Annotated in this window: 20 protein-coding genes; 9 read left to right on the top strand and 11 right to left on the bottom strand. The window is 72.7% G+C overall.

The window, feature by feature from the left end; all coding sequences use genetic code 11:
* Positions 1-103 precede the first annotated feature (103 nt).
* From AC3EUJ_RS07270 to deoC, 3 genes are read right to left on the bottom strand one after another with little or no spacing between them, the layout of a single operon-like run.
* Complete coding sequence (locus AC3EUJ_RS07270) at positions 104-1018, bottom strand: aldehyde dehydrogenase family protein (RefSeq protein WP_431960155.1); 915 nt, start codon at positions 1016-1018, stop codon at positions 104-106.
* Positions 1008-2507, bottom strand: a complete 1500-nt coding sequence (locus AC3EUJ_RS07265) for an aldehyde dehydrogenase family protein (protein WP_431960154.1) — start codon at positions 2505-2507, stop codon at positions 1008-1010. Before AC3EUJ_RS07265 ends, AC3EUJ_RS07270 begins: the two co-directional genes overlap by 11 nt.
* A gap of 8 nt (positions 2508-2515) precedes the next feature.
* Positions 2516-3511 (bottom strand): deoxyribose-phosphate aldolase, encoded by a 996-nt coding sequence (gene deoC / locus AC3EUJ_RS07260; RefSeq protein ID WP_431960252.1) that lies wholly within the window; start codon positions 3509-3511, stop codon positions 2516-2518.
* A 130-nt stretch (positions 3512-3641) separates the two neighbouring features.
* Between deoC and AC3EUJ_RS07255 the strand changes: the two genes are divergently transcribed.
* The 3 genes from AC3EUJ_RS07255 (at position 3642) to AC3EUJ_RS07245 (ending at position 5938) form a co-directional block, all read left to right on the top strand.
* A complete protein-coding gene (locus tag AC3EUJ_RS07255; RefSeq protein WP_431960153.1) occupies positions 3642-4235 on the top strand; it encodes a SigE family RNA polymerase sigma factor in 594 nt (197 codons plus the stop codon).
* Positions 4232-5206: a hypothetical protein gene (locus AC3EUJ_RS07250; protein WP_431960152.1), complete on the top strand. Its 975-nt coding sequence runs from the start codon at positions 4232-4234 to the stop codon at positions 5204-5206. The genes AC3EUJ_RS07255 and AC3EUJ_RS07250 overlap by 4 nt, the downstream gene beginning before the upstream one ends.
* A gap of 78 nt (positions 5207-5284) precedes the next feature.
* Positions 5285-5938: a PH domain-containing protein gene (locus AC3EUJ_RS07245; protein WP_431960150.1), complete on the top strand. Its 654-nt coding sequence runs from the start codon at positions 5285-5287 to the stop codon at positions 5936-5938.
* Between the two features lie 79 nt (positions 5939-6017).
* On the opposite strand, the gene AC3EUJ_RS07240 is transcribed toward AC3EUJ_RS07245, so the two are convergent.
* The 3 genes from AC3EUJ_RS07240 to AC3EUJ_RS07230 all read right to left on the bottom strand — a co-directional run bounded on the left by AC3EUJ_RS07240 (position 6018) and on the right by AC3EUJ_RS07230 (position 9438).
* Positions 6018-7748 carry a phospho-sugar mutase gene (locus AC3EUJ_RS07240; protein ID WP_431960149.1) on the bottom strand — a complete coding sequence of 577 codons (1731 nt, stop codon included), beginning with the start codon at positions 7746-7748 and terminating at the stop codon, positions 6018-6020.
* Positions 7749-8023: 275 nt separating this feature from the next.
* Positions 8024-8857 carry a purine-nucleoside phosphorylase gene (locus tag AC3EUJ_RS07235; RefSeq protein ID WP_431960148.1) on the bottom strand — a complete coding sequence of 278 codons (834 nt, stop codon included), beginning with the start codon at positions 8855-8857 and terminating at the stop codon, positions 8024-8026.
* Between the two features lie 143 nt (positions 8858-9000).
* Positions 9001-9438 (bottom strand): gamma-glutamylcyclotransferase family protein, encoded by a 438-nt coding sequence (locus tag AC3EUJ_RS07230; protein WP_431960147.1) that lies wholly within the window; start codon positions 9436-9438, stop codon positions 9001-9003.
* Positions 9439-9501: 63 nt separating this feature from the next.
* On the opposite strand from AC3EUJ_RS07230, the gene AC3EUJ_RS07225 reads away from it, so the two are divergent.
* Both AC3EUJ_RS07225 and AC3EUJ_RS07220 read left to right on the top strand, forming a co-directional pair.
* A complete protein-coding gene (locus AC3EUJ_RS07225; RefSeq protein WP_431960146.1) occupies positions 9502-10950 on the top strand; it encodes an NAD(P)H-quinone dehydrogenase in 1449 nt (482 codons plus the stop codon).
* Positions 10951-11148: 198 nt separating this feature from the next.
* Positions 11149-12135 (top strand): DeoR/GlpR family DNA-binding transcription regulator, encoded by a 987-nt coding sequence (locus AC3EUJ_RS07220; RefSeq protein WP_431960251.1) that lies wholly within the window; start codon positions 11149-11151, stop codon positions 12133-12135.
* 82 nt (positions 12136-12217) lie between these two features.
* On the opposite strand, the gene AC3EUJ_RS07215 is transcribed toward AC3EUJ_RS07220, so the two are convergent.
* Complete coding sequence (locus AC3EUJ_RS07215; RefSeq protein WP_431960145.1) at positions 12218-13990, bottom strand: acetyl/propionyl/methylcrotonyl-CoA carboxylase subunit alpha; 1773 nt, start codon at positions 13988-13990, stop codon at positions 12218-12220.
* A gap of 376 nt (positions 13991-14366) precedes the next feature.
* Between AC3EUJ_RS07215 and AC3EUJ_RS07210 the strand changes: the two genes are divergently transcribed.
* On the top strand, positions 14367-14828 hold the full coding sequence (locus tag AC3EUJ_RS07210) for a hypothetical protein (RefSeq protein ID WP_431960143.1): 462 nt from the start codon (positions 14367-14369) through the stop codon (positions 14826-14828).
* A 22-nt stretch (positions 14829-14850) separates the two neighbouring features.
* Here AC3EUJ_RS07210 and AC3EUJ_RS07205 read toward each other — a convergent pair whose 3' ends face one another.
* The 4 genes from AC3EUJ_RS07205 to AC3EUJ_RS07190 all read right to left on the bottom strand — a co-directional run bounded on the left by AC3EUJ_RS07205 (position 14851) and on the right by AC3EUJ_RS07190 (position 17510).
* Positions 14851-15471, bottom strand: coding sequence for a Maf family protein (locus AC3EUJ_RS07205; RefSeq protein ID WP_431960142.1), 621 nt, complete (start codon positions 15469-15471; stop codon positions 14851-14853).
* Positions 15472-15476: 5 nt separating this feature from the next.
* On the bottom strand, positions 15477-15608 hold the full coding sequence (gene mmpB, locus AC3EUJ_RS07200) for a morphogenic membrane protein MmpB (protein ID WP_319137499.1): 132 nt from the start codon (positions 15606-15608) through the stop codon (positions 15477-15479).
* A 90-nt stretch (positions 15609-15698) separates the two neighbouring features.
* Positions 15699-15905 (bottom strand): acyl-CoA carboxylase subunit epsilon, encoded by a 207-nt coding sequence (locus AC3EUJ_RS07195; protein WP_431960140.1) that lies wholly within the window; start codon positions 15903-15905, stop codon positions 15699-15701.
* Positions 15906-15920: 15 nt separating this feature from the next.
* The gene (locus AC3EUJ_RS07190) at positions 15921-17510 is read right to left on the bottom strand and encodes an acyl-CoA carboxylase subunit beta (protein ID WP_431960139.1); all 1590 of its coding nucleotides are present in this window, start codon (positions 17508-17510) and stop codon (positions 15921-15923) included.
* 216 nt (positions 17511-17726) lie between these two features.
* On the opposite strand from AC3EUJ_RS07190, the gene AC3EUJ_RS07185 reads away from it, so the two are divergent.
* The 3 genes from AC3EUJ_RS07185 to AC3EUJ_RS07175 all read left to right on the top strand — a co-directional run bounded on the left by AC3EUJ_RS07185 (position 17727) and on the right by AC3EUJ_RS07175 (position 20683).
* Entirely contained in the window at positions 17727-18569 is an 843-nt protein-coding gene (locus tag AC3EUJ_RS07185; RefSeq protein WP_431960138.1) for a biotin--[acetyl-CoA-carboxylase] ligase, read from the top strand.
* A gap of 91 nt (positions 18570-18660) precedes the next feature.
* On the top strand, positions 18661-19809 hold the full coding sequence (locus tag AC3EUJ_RS07180) for an adenylate/guanylate cyclase domain-containing protein (protein WP_431960137.1): 1149 nt from the start codon (positions 18661-18663) through the stop codon (positions 19807-19809).
* A 70-nt stretch (positions 19810-19879) separates the two neighbouring features.
* Entirely contained in the window at positions 19880-20683 is an 804-nt protein-coding gene (locus tag AC3EUJ_RS07175) for an enoyl-CoA hydratase/isomerase family protein (RefSeq protein ID WP_431960136.1), read from the top strand.
* Positions 20684-20695: the final 12 nt, after the last annotated feature.

The following is a 20695-nucleotide window of genomic DNA, read 5'->3' as shown; positions in this document are numbered from 1 at the left end:
GCGGCGGGCCCTCGCGGGGACACAACGATGGCGAGGGCCCGCCGCCGGGTCGTGCGGGCGCTCCCGGTCCCCCGGCGACGGGACGGGCCGCCGGGGGAGCGGGTCAGTAGGCGGAGCCCGAGGCCGCGCCGGCACCCGCGGGGTGCCAGACGGTCTTGGTCTCCAGGAAGGCCGTCATGCGGTCCGTGCCGGGCTCGGCCGCCCAGTCCACGGCCTGCGGACGGAGCACACGCTTGAGGTTGTCCGCGGCGGCGACCTCCAGCTCCCTCGCCAGTCCGGCGTCGTCCACCGTCCCCGCCAGGTCCAGCGCGTTGACGTCCATGTGCGCGGCGAGCGTCGGCGCGACCTCGGCTGTGCGGCCGGACAGGATGTTGACGACGCCGCCCGGCAGGTCGGAGGTGGCCAGTACCTCGCCCAGTGACAGCGCGGGCAGCGGGGCCCGCTCGCTGGTCACCACGACCGCGGTGTTGCCGGTGGCGATCACCGGGGCGATCACCGAGACCAGGCCCAGGAAGGACGACTCCTGCGGCGCGAGGACCGCGACGACACCGGTCGGCTCCGGGCTCGACAGGTTGAAGTACGGTCCCGCCACCGGGTTGGCGCCGCCCACGACCTGGGCGATCTTGTCGGTCCAGCCCGCGTACCAGACCCAGCGGTCGATCGCGGCGTCCACCACGGCCGCCGCCTTGGACTTCGACAGCCCCTCGGCCTCGCCGACCTCGCGGACGAACTGCTCCCGGCGGCCCTCCAGCATCTCCGCGACGCGGTAGAGGACCTGCCCCCGGTTGTACGCCGTCGCGCCCGACCAGCCGGCGAAGGCCTTGCGGGCGGCGGACACCGCGTCACGGGCGTCCTTGCGGGAGGACTGCGGGGCGTTGGCGAGCCACTTGCCCTTGGCGTCGGTCACCTCGTACACCCGCCCGCTCTCGCTGCGGGGGAACTTGCCCCCGACGAACAGCTTGTAGGTCTTGAAGACGGACAGCCGCACTGCCCCGGCCTTCTCGGACTTATCGGACATCGAGGTAGGCCTCCAGACCGTGGCGGCCGCCCTCGCGGCCGAAGCCCGACTCCTTGTAGCCGCCGAAGGGCGAGGTCGGGTCGAACTTGTTGAACGTGTTGGCCCACACCACGCCCGCGCGGAGCTGGTTCGCGACCGAGAGGATGCGCGAGCCCTTCTCCGTCCAGATCCCGGCGGACAGGCCGTACGGGGTGTTGTTGGCCTTCTCCACGGCCTCGGCCGGGGTACGGAAGGTCAGCACCGACAGGACCGGGCCGAAGATCTCCTCGCGGGCGATGCGGTGCGCCTGGGTGACCCCGGTGAACAGCGTCGGTGCGAACCAGTAGCCCGCCGAGGGCAGTTCGCAGGCCGGAGACCAGCGCTCGGCGCCCTCGGCCTCGCCGGCCTCGGCGAGCGCGGTGATCCGGGCCAGCTGCTCGGCGGAGTTGATGGCGCCGATGTCGGTGTTCTTGTCCAGGGGGTCGCCGACGCGCAGCGTCGACAGCCGGCGCTTGAGCGCGTCGAGCACCTCGTCCGCGACGGACTCCTGGAGCAGCAGCCGGGAGCCGGCGCAGCAGACCTGGCCCTGGTTGAAGAAGATCCCGTTGACGATGCCCTCGACGGCCTGATCGACGGGTGCGTCGTCGAAGACGATGTTGGCGCCCTTGCCGCCCAGCTCCAGGGTGACCTTCTTCTTCGTACCGGCGACGGTGCGGGCGATCTGCTTGCCGACGGCGGTGGAGCCGGTGAAGGCGACCTTGTCGACGCCCTCGTGCGCGACCAGCGCGGCGCCGGCGTCCCCGTAGCCGGGGAGGATGTTGACGACGCCCTTGGGCAGGCCCGCCTGGCGGCAGATGTCGGCGAAGAACAGCGCGGACAGCGGGGTGGTCTCGGCCGGCTTGAGGACGACGGTGTTGCCGGTGGCCAGCGCCGGGGCGATCTTCCACGCCAGCATCAGCAGCGGGAAGTTCCACGGGATGACCTGGCCGGCCACGCCCAGCGGGCGGGGGGCCGGGCCGAAGCCGGCGTGCGCGAGCTTGTCGGCCCAGCCGGCGTAGTAGAAGAAGTACGCGGCGACCAGCGGGAGGTCGGCGTCGCGGGTCTCCTTGATCGGCTTGCCGTTGTCCAGCGACTCCAGGACGGCCAGCTCGCGCGAGCGCTCCTGGATGATCCGGGCGATGCGGAACAGGTACTTGGCGCGCTCGGAGCCGGGCAGCGCCGACCATGACTCGAAGGCCTTGCGAGCGGCCCTGACGGCCCGGTCCACGTCCGCCTCGCCCGCCTGGGCGACCTCGGAGAGGACCTCCTCGGTGGACGGGCTCACGGTCTTGAAGACCCGGCCGTCGGCGGCGTCGGTGAACTCGCCGTCGATGAACAGGCCGTAGGAGGGGGCGATGTCGACGACGGAGCGGGACTCCGGCGCCGGCGCGTACGCGAAGGCCGAGCCCGGTGCCGGCTGGCCGGCCGCCCGGTCCTGCGGGGACTGCTGGTTCTTCTTGGTCTGTGTCATCGGAGTCCTCAGTCCACCGTCACGTAGTCGGGACCGGAGTAGCGGCCGGTGCTCAGCTTCTGGCGCTGCATGAGCAGGTCGTTCAGCAGGCTGGACGCGCCGAAACGGAACCACTCGTTGCTCAGCCACTCGTCGCCCACGGTCTCGTTGACGAGGACCAGGAACTTGATGGCGTCCTTGGAGGTGCGGATGCCGCCGGCGGGCTTCACCCCGACCTGGACGCCCGTGGCGGCGCGGAAGTCGCGCACGGCCTCGAGCATCAGCAGGGTGTTGGCGGGGGTGGCGTTGACGGCCACCTTGCCGGTGGAGGTCTTGATGAAGTCGGCGCCCGCGAGCATGCCGAGCCAGGAGGCGCGGCGGATGTTGTCGTACGTGGCCAGCTCGCCGGTCTCGAAGATGACCTTGAGGCGGGCGGAGCTGCCGTCGGGACGGCGGCAGGCCTCCTTGACCGCCCTGATCTCCTCGAAGACCTTCAGGTAGTGGCCGGCGAGGAAGGCACCGCGGTCGATGACCATGTCCACTTCGTCGGCGCCGGCGGCCACCGCGTCGGCGGTGTCGGCGAGCTTCACCGGCAGTGCGGCGCGGCCGGCCGGGAAGGCGGTGGCGACGGACGCGACGTGCACGCCGGAGTCGCCGAGGGCCTCCTTGGCGGTCGCGACCATGTCCGGGTAGACGCAGATCGCGGCGACCTTGGGGGTCGTGCGGTCGGTCGGGTCCGGGTTGACGCCCTTGGCGGACAGCGCCCGGACCTTGCCCGGGGTGTCCGCGCCTTCGAGCGTGGTCAGGTCGATCATCGAGATCGCCAGGTCGATGGCGTACGCCTTCGCCGTGGTCTTGATCGAACGGGTGCCGAGGCTTGCGGCGCGGGCCTCGAGACCGACCGCGTCGACGCCGGGCAGCCCGTGCAGGTAGCGGCGCAGCGCGGCGTCGGAGGCCGTGACGTCGGCCATGGACGCCAGCCGGGCCGCGGCGTCGGGGCCGTGAGCGGGAACAGTGGTGGGCATGGTCACCAGACCAGCATATCTACGCGCGTAGCGAATGTCACCGGTAGGGACGGATCCGTCCGTCCCCTTCCGGGGGGCCCGGCAACCGAATCGGCGGAATCGGTGGTCTGGTGGGTGAAGGGGGTCATCGATGAATCCAGACGACGAGGCGGAGTTCCAAGGCTACGTCCGCGCCAGATGGGCCCATCTGGTCAGGACCGCCTATCTGCTCACAGGTGACGGGCATCACGCCGAGGATCTGGCGCAGACAGCTCTGGCCAAGGCCTATCGGTCCTGGCGGCGGGTGCAGCGCAGCGACAACCCGGACGCGTACGTGCGGCGGATTCTGATCAGCTGCAACAAGGACCGGTTCCGCAAGAAACGCGTGGCCGAACGGCTCACGGACGTACTGCCCGAGGGAGTCGGGGCCGACCCGACGGCGCGGGTGGCGCAGCGCCAGGTGCTGTTGGCGGCGCTCGGCGAGCTGCCCGCACGGCAGCGGGCCGTGGTCGTGCTGCGGTACTGGGACGACCTGTCGGAGACCGAGGTGGCCCAGGCGCTGGGCTGCTCGGCCGGCACGGTCAAGAGCCAGGCGGCCCGTGGCCTGGCCAAGCTGCGGGCCCGGCTGGGCACGGCGGTGGTGGCCGCGGAGCCCGTAGGTGCCGGGGCGGCCATGGGGACGAGGACAGGGACGAGGCCGTGGGGCACGGCGAAGGACACGAAGGTCGCGGGAGGGGCCCGATGAAGGACACGGGAGACACGGCGGGTTACGGCCCGGCGGACGGTGACACGGAGTTCGAGGCGCAGCTGCGCGAGCTCCTCGAGGAACAGACGGACGGGCTGCGCACGGGCGAGGCGCCCTACGCCACGATCGTGCGGCAGGGAAGGACGAGCCGCAGACGCCGGGTGCTCGCCGCCGGTGCCGGGCTGGCGGCGCTGGTCGCGGTGCCCGGCACGGCTGTCGCGATGCACTACCAGCCCGGCGGTGACGGCTCGGCCGCCCTGCCCGCGCATGACACCCGGCCGTCGGTGCCGGCGAGCACCGCAGAGCCGCACCCCTCCGCCCCGGTGCGGACGAGCGCGCTGCCGAGCGGGCCCGCGGGTCCGGTGACACCGGGGCAGCTGGCCGACGGGATCACGATGGAGCGCGCGGCCGAGGTGCTGGAGCGGTGTCTCGCGTTCAGCGAGGAACACGAGCCCAGAGCGTCCGCCTTCGCGCGCGACTATGGGAAGGCCGAGGACTACCGGGTGATCCTCGCGCTGAACGCCACGGGCGACAGGAACTCCCCGGGCGACGGCATCCGTGTCGTGGCGGTCGGCACCGCGGACGGCGACCCCGTCCGCCTGATCTGCACGGACAAGGACGGGAAGGCGGGCGGTATCAACGGCAGCATCGGAGCGGACGACGCTCCGGGCCGCGGGCCCGTCGTGCCGGACGACAACGCCTACCGGCTCTACAAGCAGGACACCGCCACCGGACCGGGGCTGCCGTACCACTTCCCCTTCCGCTGGGGCAGTATCGGCACGGTCGAGCCCGGGGTCGCCAAGGTCACCGTCTCCTGGGGCGGCGTCACGCGGCAGGCCGCGCTCGACCACGGCTATTTCGTCGCGACCGGGGTCCTCGCCGCGCCGGAGGATTCCCTGCCGCACATCCAGGGTTACGACGCGGCGGGCAAACGCGTCTACGACTCCAGGAAGGACAAGGGGTACCAGTAGGCGGCCGGTGACGCCGATGCACTAACGCAACCTCCGCCCCGCGGGGCGGAGGCTCGCGGTCAGGCACAATCTGATCTCATGACGAGCTCCGAGAACCCCGTCCCCGAACCGCAGCCCGATTCCGGGCAGCCGAAGTACGCCGAGCGCTCCTACCGCTCGTCGGCCGGTGTCGCCGGCGGCGTGATCATGCTCGCCATCACACTGTGGCTCGGCATCGACGCCATCGTCCGCGGTACGGGGAACACGCCCTGGGTGGCCCTCGCGCTGCTGCTGCTGATCGTGCCGCTGGTCGTCGCGTTCACCCTGCGTCCGGTCGTCCGGGCCGGTGACGACCGCCTCCTGGTGCGCAACCCCTTCCGCACCATCACCGCGTCCTGGGGCGCCGTGGAGGGGCTGCGTTCGGGGTACTCGACCGAGCTGTTCGCGGAGGGCAAGAAGTACCAGCTGTGGGCCGTGCCCGTGTCCATGCGCGCCCGCAAGCGGGCCGCACGGGCCAAGACGCGCGCCGCCGCCGCGGGCGACCCGGGCGCGACGCTGGGGTCCCGTCCCGGTACCGCGGATGCCACCCGGGCCTGGTCCGACCGCGTGGTGGACGAGTTGCGCGAGCTCGCGGAGCGGCACGGCGGCCGGGCGGGCGCGCAGAGCGAGGTCACGGTCCGCTGGGCCTACGAGGTGATCGCCCCGGCGGTGGCGGGGGCGGTCGTGCTGATCGTCCTGCTCGCCATCGGCTGAGCCGGCCGGCCCGGGCGCCCACCGCGCCCCCGGCCGTGCCCGGGCCGGCACGACCGCGGCGGGCGGTGTTCCCGGGGCGTCAGGCCTGCGCCGCGGCCTCGTCCCCGGGGAGCCCGGCGGCGGCCGCGAGGCCGGCCTTGAGGGCCGCGAGGACCCCGGCGGCCTGGGCGCGGACGGTGGTCAGCCGGTCGGCGCCCGGCACCGGCAGTACGACCTCCAGGTAGCACTTCAGCTTGGGCTCGGTGCCGCTCGGCCGCACGATCACCCGGGCCGACTCCACGCCGGCTCCCGGGGAGCCGGCCAGCCGGTAGCGCAGGCCGTCGGTCGGCGGCAGCTCCGCGCTGCCCTTGGACAGGTCCTCGGCCGTGACGACGGCGAGCCCGGCCAGCGAGCTGGGCGGCCGCTCCCGCAGCCGGCTCATCGCCTCGTCGATGACCGACAGGTCGGCGACCCGCACCGAGAGCTGGTCGGTGGCGTGCAGGCCGTACTCGAGGGCGATGTCGTCCAGCAGGTCGACGAGCGTACGGCCCTTGGCCTTGAGCTCGGCGGTCAGTTCCGCGACGGCCAGCGCCGCCGTGACGCCGTCCTTGTCGCGCACGCCCGCGGGATCCACGCAGTAGCCCAGGGCCTCTTCGTAGCCGAAGCTCAGGCCCTCCACCCGGGAGATCCACTTGAAGCCGGTCAGGGTCTCGGCGTAGGGCAGCCCCGCGCGGGCCGCGATGCGCGACAGCAGGGAGGAGGAGACGATGCTCGCCGCGAAGGTGCCGCCGGCCCGGCGGTGCACCAGATGGGTGGCGAGCAGGGCACCGACCTCGTCGCCGCGCAGCATCCGCCAGCCGTCCGCGGCGGAGCGGTCCGGCACGGCCACGGCGCAGCGGTCGGCGTCGGGGTCGTTGGCGATGACGATGTCGACGTCGGGCCCGAGGGCCCGGGCCGCGGCGAAGGCCAGGTCCATCGCCCCCGGCTCCTCCGGGTTGGGGAAGGCGACGGTCGGGAAGTCCGGGTCGGGCTCGCCCTGCTCGGCGACCACGTGCGGGGCGCCGAACCCGGCCCGCTCGAAGGCGGCGGTCAGCACGTCGCGGCCGACCCCGTGCAAAGGGGTGTAGACGACCGAGAGGTCGCGCGGGGTGTGCCGGTCCACGACCGAGGCGGCGCGGTCCAGGTAGGCCTCGACGACCTCCTCGCCGAGGATCTGCCAGCCCTCGTCCGCCAGCGGTACGCCGGCCAGCGGGCCGATCGCGGCGATCTCGTCGGCGATCCCGGCGTCGGCGGGCGGGACGATCTGCGAGCCGTCGCCCAGGTAGACCTTGTATCCGTTGTCGCGCGGGGGGTTGTGGCTCGCGGTCACCGCGATGCCCGCGACGGCGCCCAGGTGGCGGATGGCGAACGCCAGCACCGGCGTGGGCAGCGGCCCGGGCAGCACGGCCGCCCGCAGGCCCGCGCCGACCATGACGGCGGCGGTGTCGCGGGCGAAGTCCACCGACTTGTGGCGTGCGTCGTGACCCACGACGACCAGCCCGTCGCCCTGCCCCTGCGCCTTGAGGTACGCGGCGAGACCGGCGGCGGCCCGGATGACCACGGAGCGGTTCATGCGCATCGGGCCCGCGCCGACCTCACCGCGCAGCCCCGCCGTGCCGAACTGCAGGGTGCCGGCGAACCGGGCCGCGAGGTCGCCGGCCGCCGCCGCGTCGCCCGACTCGACGGCCGCGAGCAGGGCTTCCAGCTCGGCTCGGGTGTCGGGGTCGGGGTCCTCGGCCAGCCAGGTGCGCGCCTGAGGGATCAGCTCCGCGTTCTCGCTTGCGCTTGCCACGTGATGCTCCTGCGATGTCGTCTTCGGTGCCGCCCGCGCCACGCGCGGGCAGGCCTGGCGCCCCTGGCCCGTCATGCCCGCGACCGTGCCGCGGTGGGAGGCCGCGCGGCCGGGTCCGTCCGGCCGGGCGGCGGCGGAGCGGGCTGCCGCGACGAGCGCCGCTGGGTTACCTCCCCGTAGGGCGTCTTCCCTAACCAGGGTGCGGGCACCCCCGCGATCGCGCGCGGCGTGCCGGTACGGCACACCGGCCTGCCCCACCGGGGGGTGCGAGCCGGTCAGATCCGCTCGAGCACCTGGGCCAGCAGGCTGCCCATCCGCGCGGCGGAGTCGCGGCCGGCCTCCAGGACCTCCTCGTGGTTCAGCGGTTCGCCCGTCATGCCGGCGGCGAGGTTGGTCACCAGGGAGATGCCGAGCACCTCGGCGCCCGCCTCGCGGGCCGCGATGGCCTCCAGCGTGGTGGACATGCCGACGAGGTCGCCACCGATGACCCGGACCATCTTGATCTCGGCCGGGGTCTCGTAGTGCGGGCCGGGGAGCTGGACGTAGACGCCCTCCTCCAAAGAGGGGTCGACCTCCTTGCACAGGGCGCGCAGCCGCGGCGAGTAGAGGTCGGTCAGGTCGACGAAGTTCGCGCCGACGATCGGCGAGGCGGCCGTCATGTTGATGTGGTCGCTGATCAGCACGGCCTGGCCGGGGCGGTAGGTGGGGCGCAGCCCGCCGCAGCCGTTGGTCAGCACGACGGTCTTGCAGCCGGCGGCGACGGCGGTGCGCACGCCGTGCGCGACGGTGGCGACACCGTGGCCCTCGTAGAAGTGGTTGCGGCCCAGGAAGACCAGCGCCCGCTTGTCGCCGACCCGCACGGAGCGCACCTTGCCGGAGTGCCCGGCCACGGCGGGCGGCGGGAAGCCCGGCAGCTCGGTCACCGCGAACTCGTAGTCGGCCTCGCCGAGTGCGTCGGCGGCAGGCACCCAGCCGGAGCCCATCACCAGGGCGACGTCGTGGGTCTCGCCGCCGGTGAGCTCGCGCAGGCGTGCGGCGGCGGCCGCGGCGGCGGCGTACGGGTCGCCCAGCGGGGTGCGGGCAGCGTGGGGAGTTGCGGAAGAGTTCACGCGGATGAGAGTAGCCGGTTATCTCCTACGCGCGTAGACGTCCCAGGTCACGGTCTGCGAAATTTCGGAGGATCCGCCGATTGACGGGGCCGTGGGGGCCGCGGGGAGACCGCGACGCCGTGCTTTCCGCGGGGTCAGCAGGGTCAGCAGGGGCGCTTGCGCAGTTCCATGACGTAGTCGTGCGGGGCGCCCGCGGACTCCGCCGCGTCCGCGATCTCACCGAGGTAGCGCGCGGACGGCAGACCGCCCTCGTAGTCGTTGAGGACGTAGATCCACGCGGGCACGTCGCCGTCCAGGGTGTGCACCCGCACCATGTGGCGCCGGTAGATGCCCAGCGGGACGCCCTCCCAGCGGTCCACCGCCTCCTCGTCGACCGGCGCGATGTCGTACAGCCCGACGAAGACCTGGTGCAGCGGGTCCTCCACCACAGTGGCGAGCGCGCCCTCCCAGCCCATCTGCTCGCCGCCGAAGGTGAGGCGCCAGCCGCTGAGCCACCCGGTACCGCGCAGGGGCGAATGCGGGGCGCGGCGCGTCATCAGCCGGGCGTCGAGGTTGCCGGCGTAGGCGGCGTAGAGCGACATGCTCACGAGAGTACGACAGCGGGGTGCCGCCCCCGTAAGTGATCACTTGGCGCGTGCGGGACAATGGGGTACGTGACTCGGATCGTGATCATTGGTGGCGGACCCGGCGGATACGAAGCGGCCCTGGTGGCCAGCCAGCTGGGTGCGGAGGTGACCGTCGTCGACTGCGACGGCCTGGGCGGGGCTTCGGTGCTGACCGACTGCGTGCCGTCGAAGACCCTGATCGCGACGGCCGAGGTGATGACCACCTTCGACTCCTCGTACGAGGAACTGGGCATCATCGTGGCGGACGACACACCGCACCTGGAGCAGGCCGCCCGCGTCGTCGGCGTCGACCTCGGCAAGGTCAACCGGCGGGTGAAGCGCCTCGCGCTCGCCCAGTCCCACGACATCACCGCCTCCGTCACCCGTGCGGGCGCCCGGGTGATGCGCGGCCGCGGCCGGCTGGAGGGCATGCAGGCGATCGACGGTTCCCGCACCGTCGTCGTGGAGGTGGCCGACGGCACTTCCGAGACCCTCACCGCCGACGCCGTGCTGATCGCCACCGGCGGCCGCCCCCGCGAGCTGCCCGACGCGAAGCCGGACGGCGAGCGGATCCTCAACTGGACGCAGGTGTACGACCTGGAGGAGCTCCCCGAGGAGCTCATCGTGGTCGGCTCCGGCGTGACCGGCGCCGAGTTCGCCGGCGCGTACCAGGCGCTCGGCTCGAAGGTGACGCTCGTCTCCTCCCGCGACCGCGTCCTGCCCGGTGAGGACCCGGACGCCGCCGCCGTCCTGGAGGACGTCTTCCGCCGCCGCGGCATGAACGTCATGGCCCGTTCCCGGGCCGAGGCCGTCAAGCGGGTCGGCGACGGCGTCGAGGTCACCCTCGCCGACGGCCGGGTCATCACCGGCAGCCACTGCCTCATGGCGGTCGGCGCGATACCGAACACCGCCGCCATGGGTCTGGAGGGCGCGGGCGTCAAGCTCAAGGAGTCCGGCCACATCCGGACCGACAAGGTCTCCCGTACCTCGGCGCCTGGCGTGTACGCGGCCGGTGACGTCACGGGCGTCTTCGCGCTCGCTTCGGTCGCGGCCATGCAGGGCCGGATCGCGATGTACCACTTCCTGGGCGAGACGGTCGGCCCGCTCAACCTCAAGACGGTCTCCTCGAACGTCTTCACCGACCCCGAGATCGCGACCGTGGGCTACACCCAGGCCGACGTCGACGCGGGCGTCATCGACGCACGGGTCGTGAAGCTTCCGCTGCTGCGCAACCCGCGCGCCAAGATGCAGGGCATCCGGGACGGCTTCGTGAAGCTGTTCTGCCGTCCGGGCACCGGCATCGTGGTCGGCGGCGTGGTCGTCGCGCCGCGCGCGAGCGAGCTCATCCACCCCATCTCGATCGCGGTCGACAACAATCTGACCATCGAACAGATGGCGAACACCTACACGGTCTACCCTTCCCTGTCGGGTTCGATCGCCGAAGCCGCACGGCAGTTGGCGACGCGCAAGGCCGCCGGGGAGCTCTAGCACGGTCCCCCGGCAACGACCTCCGGCACCGGCCTCCGGTCTCGCCCTGCAGGGGCGAATGCCTCGGCCCATATAGCACGGGACGTCCGAACCTGCGAACAACTTCTGTTAATCGGTGCAAACTGCTGATAGCAGACGGTCATTGGCGTTACTGTCAGTTTCGTGTTCGCAGCAGAACGTCGCCAACTGATCCTCGAAATGGTGCGCGCCAACGGAGCGGTCTCGCTCCGTGAGCTCGCCCGTGTCGTCCAGACCTCGGAAGTGACCGTACGGCGTGACGTGCGGGCGCTGGAGGCAGAAGGACTGCTCGACCGCCGGCACGGCGGTGCGGTGCTGCCGGGGGGCTTCACCAGGGAGTCCGGCTTCCCGCAGAAATCCCATCTATCGACCGCGGAGAAGACGGCGATCGCCGATCTCGCGGCCGGTCTCGTCGAGGAGGGCGAGGCCATCGTCGTCGGCGCCGGCACGACCACCCAGGAGCTGGCACGCCGGCTCGCGCGGGTGCCGGGGCTGACCGTCGTCACCAACTCCCTGCTGGTGGCGCAGGCACTGGCGCATGCGAACCGGGTCGAGGTCGTCATGACCGGCGGCACGCTCCGCGGCTCCAACTACGCGCTGGTCGGCAGCGGCGCCGAACAGTCCCTGCAGGGGCTGCGGGTGTCGCGGGCCTTCCTGTCCGGGGCGGGACTGTCCGCCGAACGGGGGCTGTCCACGTCCAACATGCTCTCCGCCAGCGTCGACCGGGCCCTGGTCCAGGCGGCGGCGGAGGTGGTGGTCCTGGCCGACCACACCAAGCTGGGCACGGACACGATGTTCCAGACCGTGCCCACGGACCTGATCACCCATCTGGTCACGGACGAGCCACCGACGGGCGACGACCGCGCCGCGACGGAGCTGCAGGCGCTGGCCGACCGGGGTGTGCAGGTTGCCGTCGCGTCGACCGACGGGGCGGACAACGGGATGTCCCTGCGGCAGCGACGGGAGATGCCGCCCGTCCCGGGACCCCGGCGCCATCAGCACCCCTCCGGCAACTACCCGGGCGGTGCGGCTCCCGGCGAGCCGCGCGCCAGGGCCGCCGGCCAGTCGGGCGGCGGCGTGTCGGGCATGTCGCCGCTGCGCACCGCCCAACTGGCCGGGGAGCAGCAGGCCGCCCGGATCGCCGACCTGGCGCCGCGCAGACACTAGCCCCGCCGGCGACATGCGGCGGGCCCCGGCCGAGTGATCGGCCGGGGCCCGCGCATGGGTGCTGCCGTTCGCGGACGGGACGTCAGTCCTTGATCTCGCAGAGCAGGGCGCCCGAGGAGACGGAGGAGCCGACGTCCGCGGTGAGGCCCTTGATGGTGCCGGCCCGGTGGGCGTTGATGGGCTGCTCCATCTTCATCGCCTCCAGCACCACCACGAGGTCGCCCTCGTTGACGTGCTGGCCCTCCTCGACGGCGATCTTGACGATGGTGCCCTGCATCGGGGAGGTCAGGGAGTCGCCGGAGGCCGCGGAGCCGGCCTTCTTGGTGGCGCGGCGCTTGGGGCGGGCACCGCCGGCGGCGGCGGTGCGGGCCAGGGTCATGCCCAGCGAGGCGGGCAGGGAGACCTCCAGGCGCTTGCCGCCGACCTCGACCACCACGGTCTCGCGGCCGGGCTCGGTGTCCTCCTCGGCGTCTGCCGGGGCGGCGAAGGGCTTGATGTCGTTGACGAACTCGGTCTCGATCCACCGGGTGTGGACGGTGAACGGACCGGTCTTGCCGTGGACCTCGGGGGCGAACGCCGGGTCGGCGACCACCGCGCGGTGGAACGGGATGGCGGTGGCCATGCCCTCGACCTGGAACTCGGCCAGGGCGCGCGCGGCGCGCTGCAGGGCCTGCTGCCGGGTGGCGCCGGTGACGACGAGCTTGGCGAGCAGGGAGTCCCAGGCCGGGCCGATGACGCTGCCGGACTCGACGCCCGCGTCCAGGCGGACGCCAGGGCCGGTCGGGGGGTCGAAGCGGGTGACGGTGCCCGGGGCGGGCAGGAAGCCCCGGCCCGGGTCCTCGCCGTTGATGCGGAACTCGAAGGAGTGGCCGCGCAGCGGCGGGTCGTCGTAGCCGAGTTCCTCGCCGTCGGCGATGCGGAACATCTCGCGGACCAGGTCGATGCCGGTGACCTCCTCGGTGACCGGGTGTTCGACCTGCAGACGGGTGTTCACCTCCAGGAAGGAGATGGTGCCGTCGGTGCCGACCAGGAACTCACAGGTGCCTGCGCCCGCGTAGCCGGCCTCCTTGAGGATGGCCTTGGACGCCGCGTACAGCTGGGCGTTCTGCTCCGGGGTCAGGAACGGCGCCGGGGCCTCTTCGACCAGCTTCTGGTGGCGGCGCTGCAGGGAGCAGTCGCGGGTGGAGACGACCACGACGTTGCCGTGGGTGTCCGCCAGGCACTGGGTCTCCACGTGCCGGGGCTTGTCGAGGTAGCGCTCGACGAAGCACTCGCCGCGACCGAAGGCGGCGACGGCCTCGCGGACGGCCGACTCGTACAGCTCGGGGACCTCGTCCAGGGTGCGGGCGACCTTCAGGCCGCGTCCGCCGCCACCGAAGGCGGCCTTGATCGCGATCGGCAGGCCGTGCTCGCGCGCGAAGGCCACGACCTCGTCGGCGCCCGACACGGGGTCGGGGGTGCCGGCGACCAGGGGGGCCCCGGCGCGCTGGGCGATGTGCCGGGCGGCGACCTTGTCGCCGAGGTCGCGGATGGCCTGCGGCGGCGGGCCGATCCAGGTCAGCCCGGCGTCCAGGACGGCCTGGGCGAAGTCGGCGTTCTCCGACAGGAAGCCGTAGCCGGGGTGGACGGCGTCGGCCCCGGACTCGGCCGCGGCCGCCAGCACCTTGGAGATGTCCAGGTAACTGGTGGCTGGGGTGTCACCGCCCAGCGCGTACGCCTCGTCGGCCACGCGCACATGCAGCGCGTCCCGGTCCGGCTCCGCGTAGACGGCCACGCTGGCGATCCCGGCATCCCGGCAGGCGCGGGCGACGCGGACTGCGATTTCACCGCGGTTGGCGATGAGCACCTTGCGCACGATGGCTCCCTCCTTGAAACAAGCAGAGTTTAGGTACTGGCGACACTTCGTGCCGAGGCACCCCTGGGGGTGAGCTTGCCCACACGGAGGGTGATACGGGCCCGCAATCAGGACCCGGATGCCTTGGCTTCCTACGGTAAAGCCCCATTTATCCCGGTGCTTGTGGCCCTGGGGTGTGGGCCGGGTCACCGTCCTCCACCGTGACCGACGTGGCGCTTTTTTTGTGGGAACTCCACGAAGGCCCGGGTAAATCTTTGCCGGACCGGCGCCCCATACGGGTGGTGCCGCGCGGACTCTTGCCGCAACTCCTACCCGTTAGTAGCGTTCGGCGCACGACATACCGCCGGTAATAGGGGCTCTGGACAGGGGGCGCACAGTGCGCAGAAGTGTCGCCGTGGCGGCGGCCGTATTGCTGATCCTGGAGGCGTTCGGCTTCGCCTTCGTCAACTGGATCATGGGTATCGCCGTGCGCCACCAGCAGATGTCCCTGGCCGGGCTCGACCCGGGCGCGATGGCGGTGGGCGCGTGGGCGGCCGGCGTGGTGATGGCGCTCTTCCTCATCGGGTGCGCGGTCGTCCTCGTCCGCATGGCGCGGCGCGACCGGGCGGCGGGCCCCTTCGGCCGGATCCTGCTCATCGTGTGCGCGGTGACCCACGGAGTCCTGGGCGCGGGTCTGGCGGCCCCGGTGGGCTGGGCCGCGTTCGTGGGGATGATGGTGGTCCTGGGGTTCGTGGTGCTCGCCCTCGTGCTGTACGCGGGGGAGACCCCGGTCTCCGGCGCGGGCGACGAGCCCGGCGGGAGCACGCCCCCGCCGCCCGTCGCCCCCGCCGCCGTCTGACCGGGCCGACCGGTCGGAGTGGTCAGACCCAGAAGTCGGTGATGCGCAGGTCCAGCTCGGCGAGGAGGCCGCGCAGCAGCGGCAGCGAGATGCCGATGACGTTGCCGTGGTCGCCCTCGATGCCCTCGACGAACGGCGCCGAGCGGCCGTCGAGGGTGAAGGCGCCGGCCACGTGCAACGGCTCGCCCGAGGCGACGTACGCGGCGATCTCGGAGTCGTCCGGGGTGCCGAACCGCACCGTGGTGGAGGCGGTGGCCGAGGCCCGGCGGCCGGTGGCGAGGTCGATCACGCAGTGGCCGGTCCGCAGCACACCGGAGCGGCCGCGCATGGACTTCCAGCGGGACGTGGCGTCCTCGTCGTCGGCCGGCTTGCCCAGCGCCTGGCCGTCCAGGTCCAGGACGGAGTCGCAGCCGACGACCACCTCGCCGTCGGAGAGCCGCTCCGCGACCGCGGAGGCCTTGGCCTCGGCCAGCACCCGGGCCAGCTCGGCGGGACTGTCCGCGCTGATCGCGTCCTCGTCGACACCGCTGACGACGACCCGCGGGTCGAGCCCGGCCTGCCTCAGCAGTCCCAGGCGCGCGGGGGACGCGGAGGCGAGGACGAGCGGGCGGGGGCTGCGGCTGCTGTCGGTCATGCCCGTCATCGTAGTCAGCCGCGCCAGGCCACCAGGGCTGTGATCAGGGGGACGGCGACGGCGATCACGAGCATCGCGCGGCGCAGCATCGCCTGCGCCTGCCGCATCTCCTCGGGGGGTTCGTCGGACGGGTCGGACCACAGCATGCCGTCCAGGTTGCGGCGTGGAGAACACCCGCGCCTGAGTACGGATACTCAGGCGCGGGCGGGCATGCGGACCATTTCCGTCCGCTGCGGTCAGCGCGGCCAGTAGCTGGCGCGCCAGGACACCGGCGCCGGGCGCGGCATCCGGCCGGGGACGTTGCGCGCCGGGGAGGCCCACTCGTCGGCCGTTCGCGGGCCGTCGGCGGGCCCCGCGGCCGCCGCGGCCCGGGCCTGGACGAGGGCCACGACGGCCGCCAGCTCCTCGGGGGTCGGGTTGCCCCGTTCGACCTTGATCACCATGGCTGGGCGCGCTCCTTACAGGGGGATGTTGCCGTGCTTCTTTGGGGGCAGGCTCTCGCGCTTGTTGCGCAGCGTCCGCAGCGCCTTCACCAGGTGCGTGCGGGTCTCGGAGGGCAGGATGACCGCGTCGACGTAGCCGCGCTCCGCGGCGACGTACGGGTTGAGCAGGGTGTCCTCGTACTCCTGCATCAGCTGGGCGCGCAGCGCCTCCGCCTCCTCCGGGGAACCCGCCTCGGCCAGGGTGCGGCGGTGCAGGATGTTGACCGCGCCCTGGGCGCCCATGACCGCGATCTGGGCGGTCGGCCAGGCCAGGTTGAGGTCGGCGCCGAGGTGCTTGGAGCCCATGACGTCGTAGGCCCCGCCGAAGGCCTTGCGTGTGATCACCGTGATCAGCGGGACCGTGGCCTCGGCGTACGCGTAGATCAGCTTGGCGCCGCGCCGGATGATGCCGTTCCACTCCTGGTCCGTGCCGGGCAGGAAGCCGGGGACGTCGACGAAGGTGACGACCGGGACGTTGAAGCTGTCGCACGTGCGGACGAAGCGCGCGGCCTTCTCGCTGGCGTTGATGTCCAGGCAGCCGGCGAACTGCATCGGCTGGTTGGCGACGACGCCGACCGGGTGGCCCTCGATCCGTCCGAAGCCGGTGACGATGTTGGGCGCGAACAGGGCCTGGGTCTCCAGGAACTCGCCGTCGTCCAGGACGTGCTCGATGACCTGGTGCATGTCGTACGGCTGGTTCGCCGAGTCCGGGATCAGGGTGTCCAGCTCGAGGTCCTCCGCCGACACCTCGATTTCCGCCTCCTGCGGGAAGGCCGGGGCTTCCTGGAGGTTGTTGGACGGCAGGTAGGACAGCAGGGCCTTGACGTACTCGATGGCGTCCTTCTCGTCTCCGGCCATGTGGTGCGCGTTGCCGGAGACGGTGTTGTGCGAACGGGCGCCGCCCAGCTCCTCGAAGCCGACGTCCTCACCGGTGACGGTCTTGATGACGTCAGGGCCGGTGATGAACATGTGCGAGGTCTGGTCGACCATCACCACGAAGTCGGTGATGGCGGGGGAGTAGACCGCGCCGCCCGCGCAGGGGCCCAGGATGAGCGAGATCTGCGGGATGACACCGGAGGCATGGGTGTTGCGGCGGAAGATCTCGCCGTACAGGCCGAGCGAGGTGACACCCTCCTGGATGCGCGCGCCGCCGGAGTCGTTGATGCCGATGACCGGGCAGCCGGTCTTCAGCGCCCAGTCCATGACCTTGACGATCTTCTCGCCGAAGACCTCGCCGAGCGCGCCGCCGAACACGGTGAAGTCCTGGGAGAACACCGCCACCGGGCGGCCGTCCACGGTGCCGTGGCCGGTGACGACACCGTCGCCGTAGGGGCGGTTCCTCTCCAGGCCGAAGTTGGTCGAGCGGTGCCGGGCCAGCTCGTCCAGCTCGACGAAGGAGCCCTCGTCCAGCAGCAGTTCGATGCGCTCACGCGCGGTCAGCTTGCCCTTGGCGTGCTGCTTCTCCACCGCGCGCGCCGAGCCGGCGTGGGTTGCCTCGTCGATACGGCGGCGCAGGTCCGCGAGCTTCCCCGCGGTGGTGTGGATGTCGATCTCCGGCTCGGCCATGGGAGGCGGCTCTCCTGCTCTCGTCGGGTCGTTCTGAGGGTGTGACGTGACTGGCGAGTAATGCTGTTTTCGTAGCGTAACCGCGCGGATGCTGCCCGGTCAGTGCGGCGTTGGCCACACTCCACTCCCAGGGTCCGCCCTGCCGGGCGCCGCGTCGTCCCGGCACCCGGCAGGCGCGTCCGCGGCGATCCGGAGGGCAGACCCTAGGCTGGACACATGACCTCGAACCGCTGGTCCGACCTCGAGCGGCCGCCGCTCAACGCGGCCGCCCTGCGCCGCGCGATCGTCACCCCCGACAGCCTGTGGACCGACCTGGTCGTGGTCGACTCCACCGGCTCCACCAACAGCGACCTGGGCGCCCGGGCCCGGGAAGGCGCCGCCGAGGGCGCGGTCCTGGTCGCCGAGGAGCAGTCCGCGGGTCGCGGCCGCCTGGACCGCCAGTGGCAGGCCCCCGCCCGCTCCGGGCTCTTCCTCTCCGTGCTGCTGCGGCCGACCGCCGTCCCGCCCCGGCGCTGGGGCTGGCTGCCGCTGCTGGCCGGCGTGGCGACGGCCACCGCGGTGGCGCGGACGGCGGGCGTGGACACGGGGCTGAAGTGGCCCAACGACGTGCTCGTCACGGTCGGTGGCGAGGAGCGCAAGACCGGCGGCATCCTCGCCGAGCGCGTCGGCGACGACGCCGTGGTGATCGGCATCGGCCTCAACGTCACGCTCCGCCAGGAGGAGCTGCCGGTTCCCGCCGCGGGCTCGCTCGCGCTCGCCGGGGCCAAGGTCACCGACCGCGATCCGCTGCTGCGCGCCGTGCTGCGTTCCCTCGCCGACTGGTACGGCGAGTGGCTGCGTGCCGAGGGCGACCCGGCCGCCTCCCGCCTGCAGCAGGCGTACGCCGCCGGCTGCGTGACGCTCGGCCGTGCCGTGCGCGCCGAACTCCCCGGTGGGGGCCAGGTGGCCGGGCGGGCGGTGGCCGTCGACGACGACGGGCGACTGGTCGTCGCGACCGGCGAGGGCGAACAGGCGGTCGCCGCCGGCGACGTCGTCCACGTGCGCCCGGCGGGAGAGTGAGCCAGACCACACCTGCCGTATTGTTGATGCGGCAGCCTCCGGCACGGTGATCGGAAGGGCCGGTACACAGGGACCCAGGAGGGGGCGGGCGGTGACCGTGGACGACGCGAGCGACCTCCCGCCGCACGAAGAGCCGGGCGGGCCTCGTGACGAGCAGGCGGAACGCGAGGAGCGCGAAGAGCCCGAGGAACGGGGCGGAACCGCCCGGTCCCACGGCATCGAGGAGGACCCGATCGCGCTCCGTCTGGAGCAGCTGATCCTCGGTTCCGGACGGCACTACACACCCTTCCAGGCGGCCCGCAGCGCCGGTGTCTCGATGGACCTGGCCGCCCGGTTCTGGCGTGCGATGGGCTTCGCCGACATCGGCCAGGCACGCGCGCTGACCGAGGCCGACGTCCTGGCGCTGCGGCGGCTCGCCGGTCTGGTCGAGGCCGGGCTGATCAGCGAGAGCACGGCGATCCAGGTCGCCCGGTCCACCGGTCAGACCACGGCCCGGCTGGCCGAGTGGCAGACCGACTCCTTCCTGGAGGAGCTCACCGAGCCGCCCGAACCCGGCATGACCCGGGGCGAGGTGGCCTATCCGCTGGTCGAGCTGCTGCTGCCGGAGCTGGAGGAGTTCCTGACGTACGTGTGGCGCCGGCAGCTCGCCGCCGCCACCAGCCGGGTCGTCCGCTCCGACGACGAAGAGGCCGTCGACCGCCGGCTCGCGGTCGGTTTCGCGGACCTCGTCGGCTTCACCCGGCTCACCCGCCGGCTGGAGGAGGAGGAACTCGGCGAGCTGGTCGAGGCCTTCGAGACCACGGCCGCCGACCAGGTGGCCGCGCACGGCGGACGGCTCGTCAAGACCCTCGGCGACGAAGTGTTGTTCATCGCCGACGACGCGGGGACGGCCGCCGAGATCGGCATGCGGCTCATCGAGACGATGAACGGCGACGAGACGATGCCGGCGCTGCGCGTCGGCATGGCCTTCGGCACCGTCACGACCCGTATGGGCGACGTCTTCGGCACCACGGTGAACCTGGCGAGCCGGCTGACCTCGATAGCGCCCCGGGACGCGGTGCTCGTCGACGGCGAGCTGGCGCAGGCGCTCGTCGCGGCGGGCGAGGCTCCCGAGTCGGAGGCGGAGATCGAGCCCGGGTCGGAGGAGAAGTACCGCTTCGCGCTGCAGCCCATGTGGCGGCGGCCGGTGCGCGGTCTCGGCGTGGTCGAGCCCTGGCTGCTGAACCGCCGGGGCGGCTGATCGGGTCCGCCCACTACGCTGGCGGTCGACGGTTCACGATCGTTAACAGCGACCCGGAGGTGGCGGCGCGATGGCCGAGCAGCGGTTTGGCGAGTGGGTGGCAGTACGCAGGCACGGTGACGCCGGGCGGGTGGCGGAACTGGTGCTGGACCGGCCCAAGGCGATGAACGCCATCTCGACGGACATGGCCCGGACGGTCACCGAGGCGTGCGCGGCCCTGTCCGGCGACCGGTCGGTCAGCTGCGTGGTGCTCACCTCGACCCACGAGCGGGCGTTCTGCGTGGGCGCCGACCTGAAGGAGCGCAACTCCTTCACCGACGCCGACCTCGCGCGGCAGCGCCCGTACACGCGTGCCGCCTACACGGCGGTGCTGGAGCTGCCGATGCCGACGGTGGCCTCGGTGCACGGCTTCGCCCTCGGCGGCGGGTACGAGCTGGCGCTGGCGTGCGACGTGATCGTCGCGGACCCGACGGCCGTCGTGGGGCTGCCGGAGGTCACGGTGGGTGTCATCCCCGGCGGTGGCGGCACGCAGCTGCTGCCGCGCCGGGTGGGCGCGGCGCGGGCGGCGCAGCTGATCTTCACCGGGCGCCGGGTGGCCGCGGCGGAGGCGCTGGCGCTGGGGCTGGTCGACGTGCTCGCGGAGGAGGGCCAGGACCGCGTGGAGGCGCTCGCGCTGGCCACCCGGATCGCTGCGAACTCGCCGGTCGGCCTGCGGGCGGCCAAGCGGGCGCTGCGGCTGGGCCAGGGCACGGACCTGCGGACCGGGCTGGACGTCGAGGACGCCGCGTGGCGCACGGTCGCCTTCTCCGGTGACCGCGCCGAGGGCGTCGCGGCGTTCAACGAGAAGCGTGACCCGGTGTGGCCGGGTGAGTGATCGGGGGGTAAA

It is taken from the genome of Actinacidiphila sp. bgisy160 (assembly GCF_057707815.1).
This window is presented reverse-complemented; position numbering and strand designations above follow the sequence as displayed.

What these genes read in the sequence shown, in the direction of transcription:
- AC3EUJ_RS07270 (WP_431960155.1), bottom strand. Translation starts at nt 1,018, where the DNA reads ATGTCCGATAAGTCCGAGAAGGCCGGGGCAGTGCGGCTGTCCGTCTTC.
- AC3EUJ_RS07265 (WP_431960154.1), bottom strand. Translation starts at nt 2,507, where the DNA reads ATGACACAGACCAAGAAGAACCAGCAGTCCCCGCAGGACCGGGCGGCC.
- deoC (WP_431960252.1), bottom strand. Translation starts at nt 3,511, where the DNA reads ATGCCCACCACTGTTCCCGCTCACGGCCCCGACGCCGCGGCCCGGCTG.
- AC3EUJ_RS07255 (WP_431960153.1), top strand. Translation starts at nt 3,642, where the DNA reads ATGAATCCAGACGACGAGGCGGAGTTCCAAGGCTACGTCCGCGCCAGA.
- AC3EUJ_RS07250 (WP_431960152.1), top strand. Translation starts at nt 4,232, where the DNA reads ATGAAGGACACGGGAGACACGGCGGGTTACGGCCCGGCGGACGGTGAC.
- AC3EUJ_RS07245 (WP_431960150.1), top strand. Translation starts at nt 5,285, where the DNA reads ATGACGAGCTCCGAGAACCCCGTCCCCGAACCGCAGCCCGATTCCGGG.
- AC3EUJ_RS07230 (WP_431960147.1), bottom strand. Translation starts at nt 9,438, where the DNA reads ATGTCGCTCTACGCCGCCTACGCCGGCAACCTCGACGCCCGGCTGATG.
- AC3EUJ_RS07225 (WP_431960146.1), top strand. Translation starts at nt 9,502, where the DNA reads ATGGGGTACGTGACTCGGATCGTGATCATTGGTGGCGGACCCGGCGGA.
- AC3EUJ_RS07220 (WP_431960251.1), top strand. Translation starts at nt 11,149, where the DNA reads ATGGTGCGCGCCAACGGAGCGGTCTCGCTCCGTGAGCTCGCCCGTGTC.
- AC3EUJ_RS07205 (WP_431960142.1), bottom strand. Translation starts at nt 15,471, where the DNA reads ATGACGGGCATGACCGACAGCAGCCGCAGCCCCCGCCCGCTCGTCCTC.
- mmpB (WP_319137499.1), bottom strand. Translation starts at nt 15,608, where the DNA reads ATGCTGTGGTCCGACCCGTCCGACGAACCCCCCGAGGAGATGCGGCAG.
- AC3EUJ_RS07195 (WP_431960140.1), bottom strand. Translation starts at nt 15,905, where the DNA reads ATGGTGATCAAGGTCGAACGGGGCAACCCGACCCCCGAGGAGCTGGCG.
- AC3EUJ_RS07190 (WP_431960139.1), bottom strand. Translation starts at nt 17,510, where the DNA reads ATGGCCGAGCCGGAGATCGACATCCACACCACCGCGGGGAAGCTCGCG.
- AC3EUJ_RS07185 (WP_431960138.1), top strand. Translation starts at nt 17,727, where the DNA reads ATGACCTCGAACCGCTGGTCCGACCTCGAGCGGCCGCCGCTCAACGCG.
- AC3EUJ_RS07175 (WP_431960136.1), top strand. Translation starts at nt 19,880, where the DNA reads ATGGCCGAGCAGCGGTTTGGCGAGTGGGTGGCAGTACGCAGGCACGGT.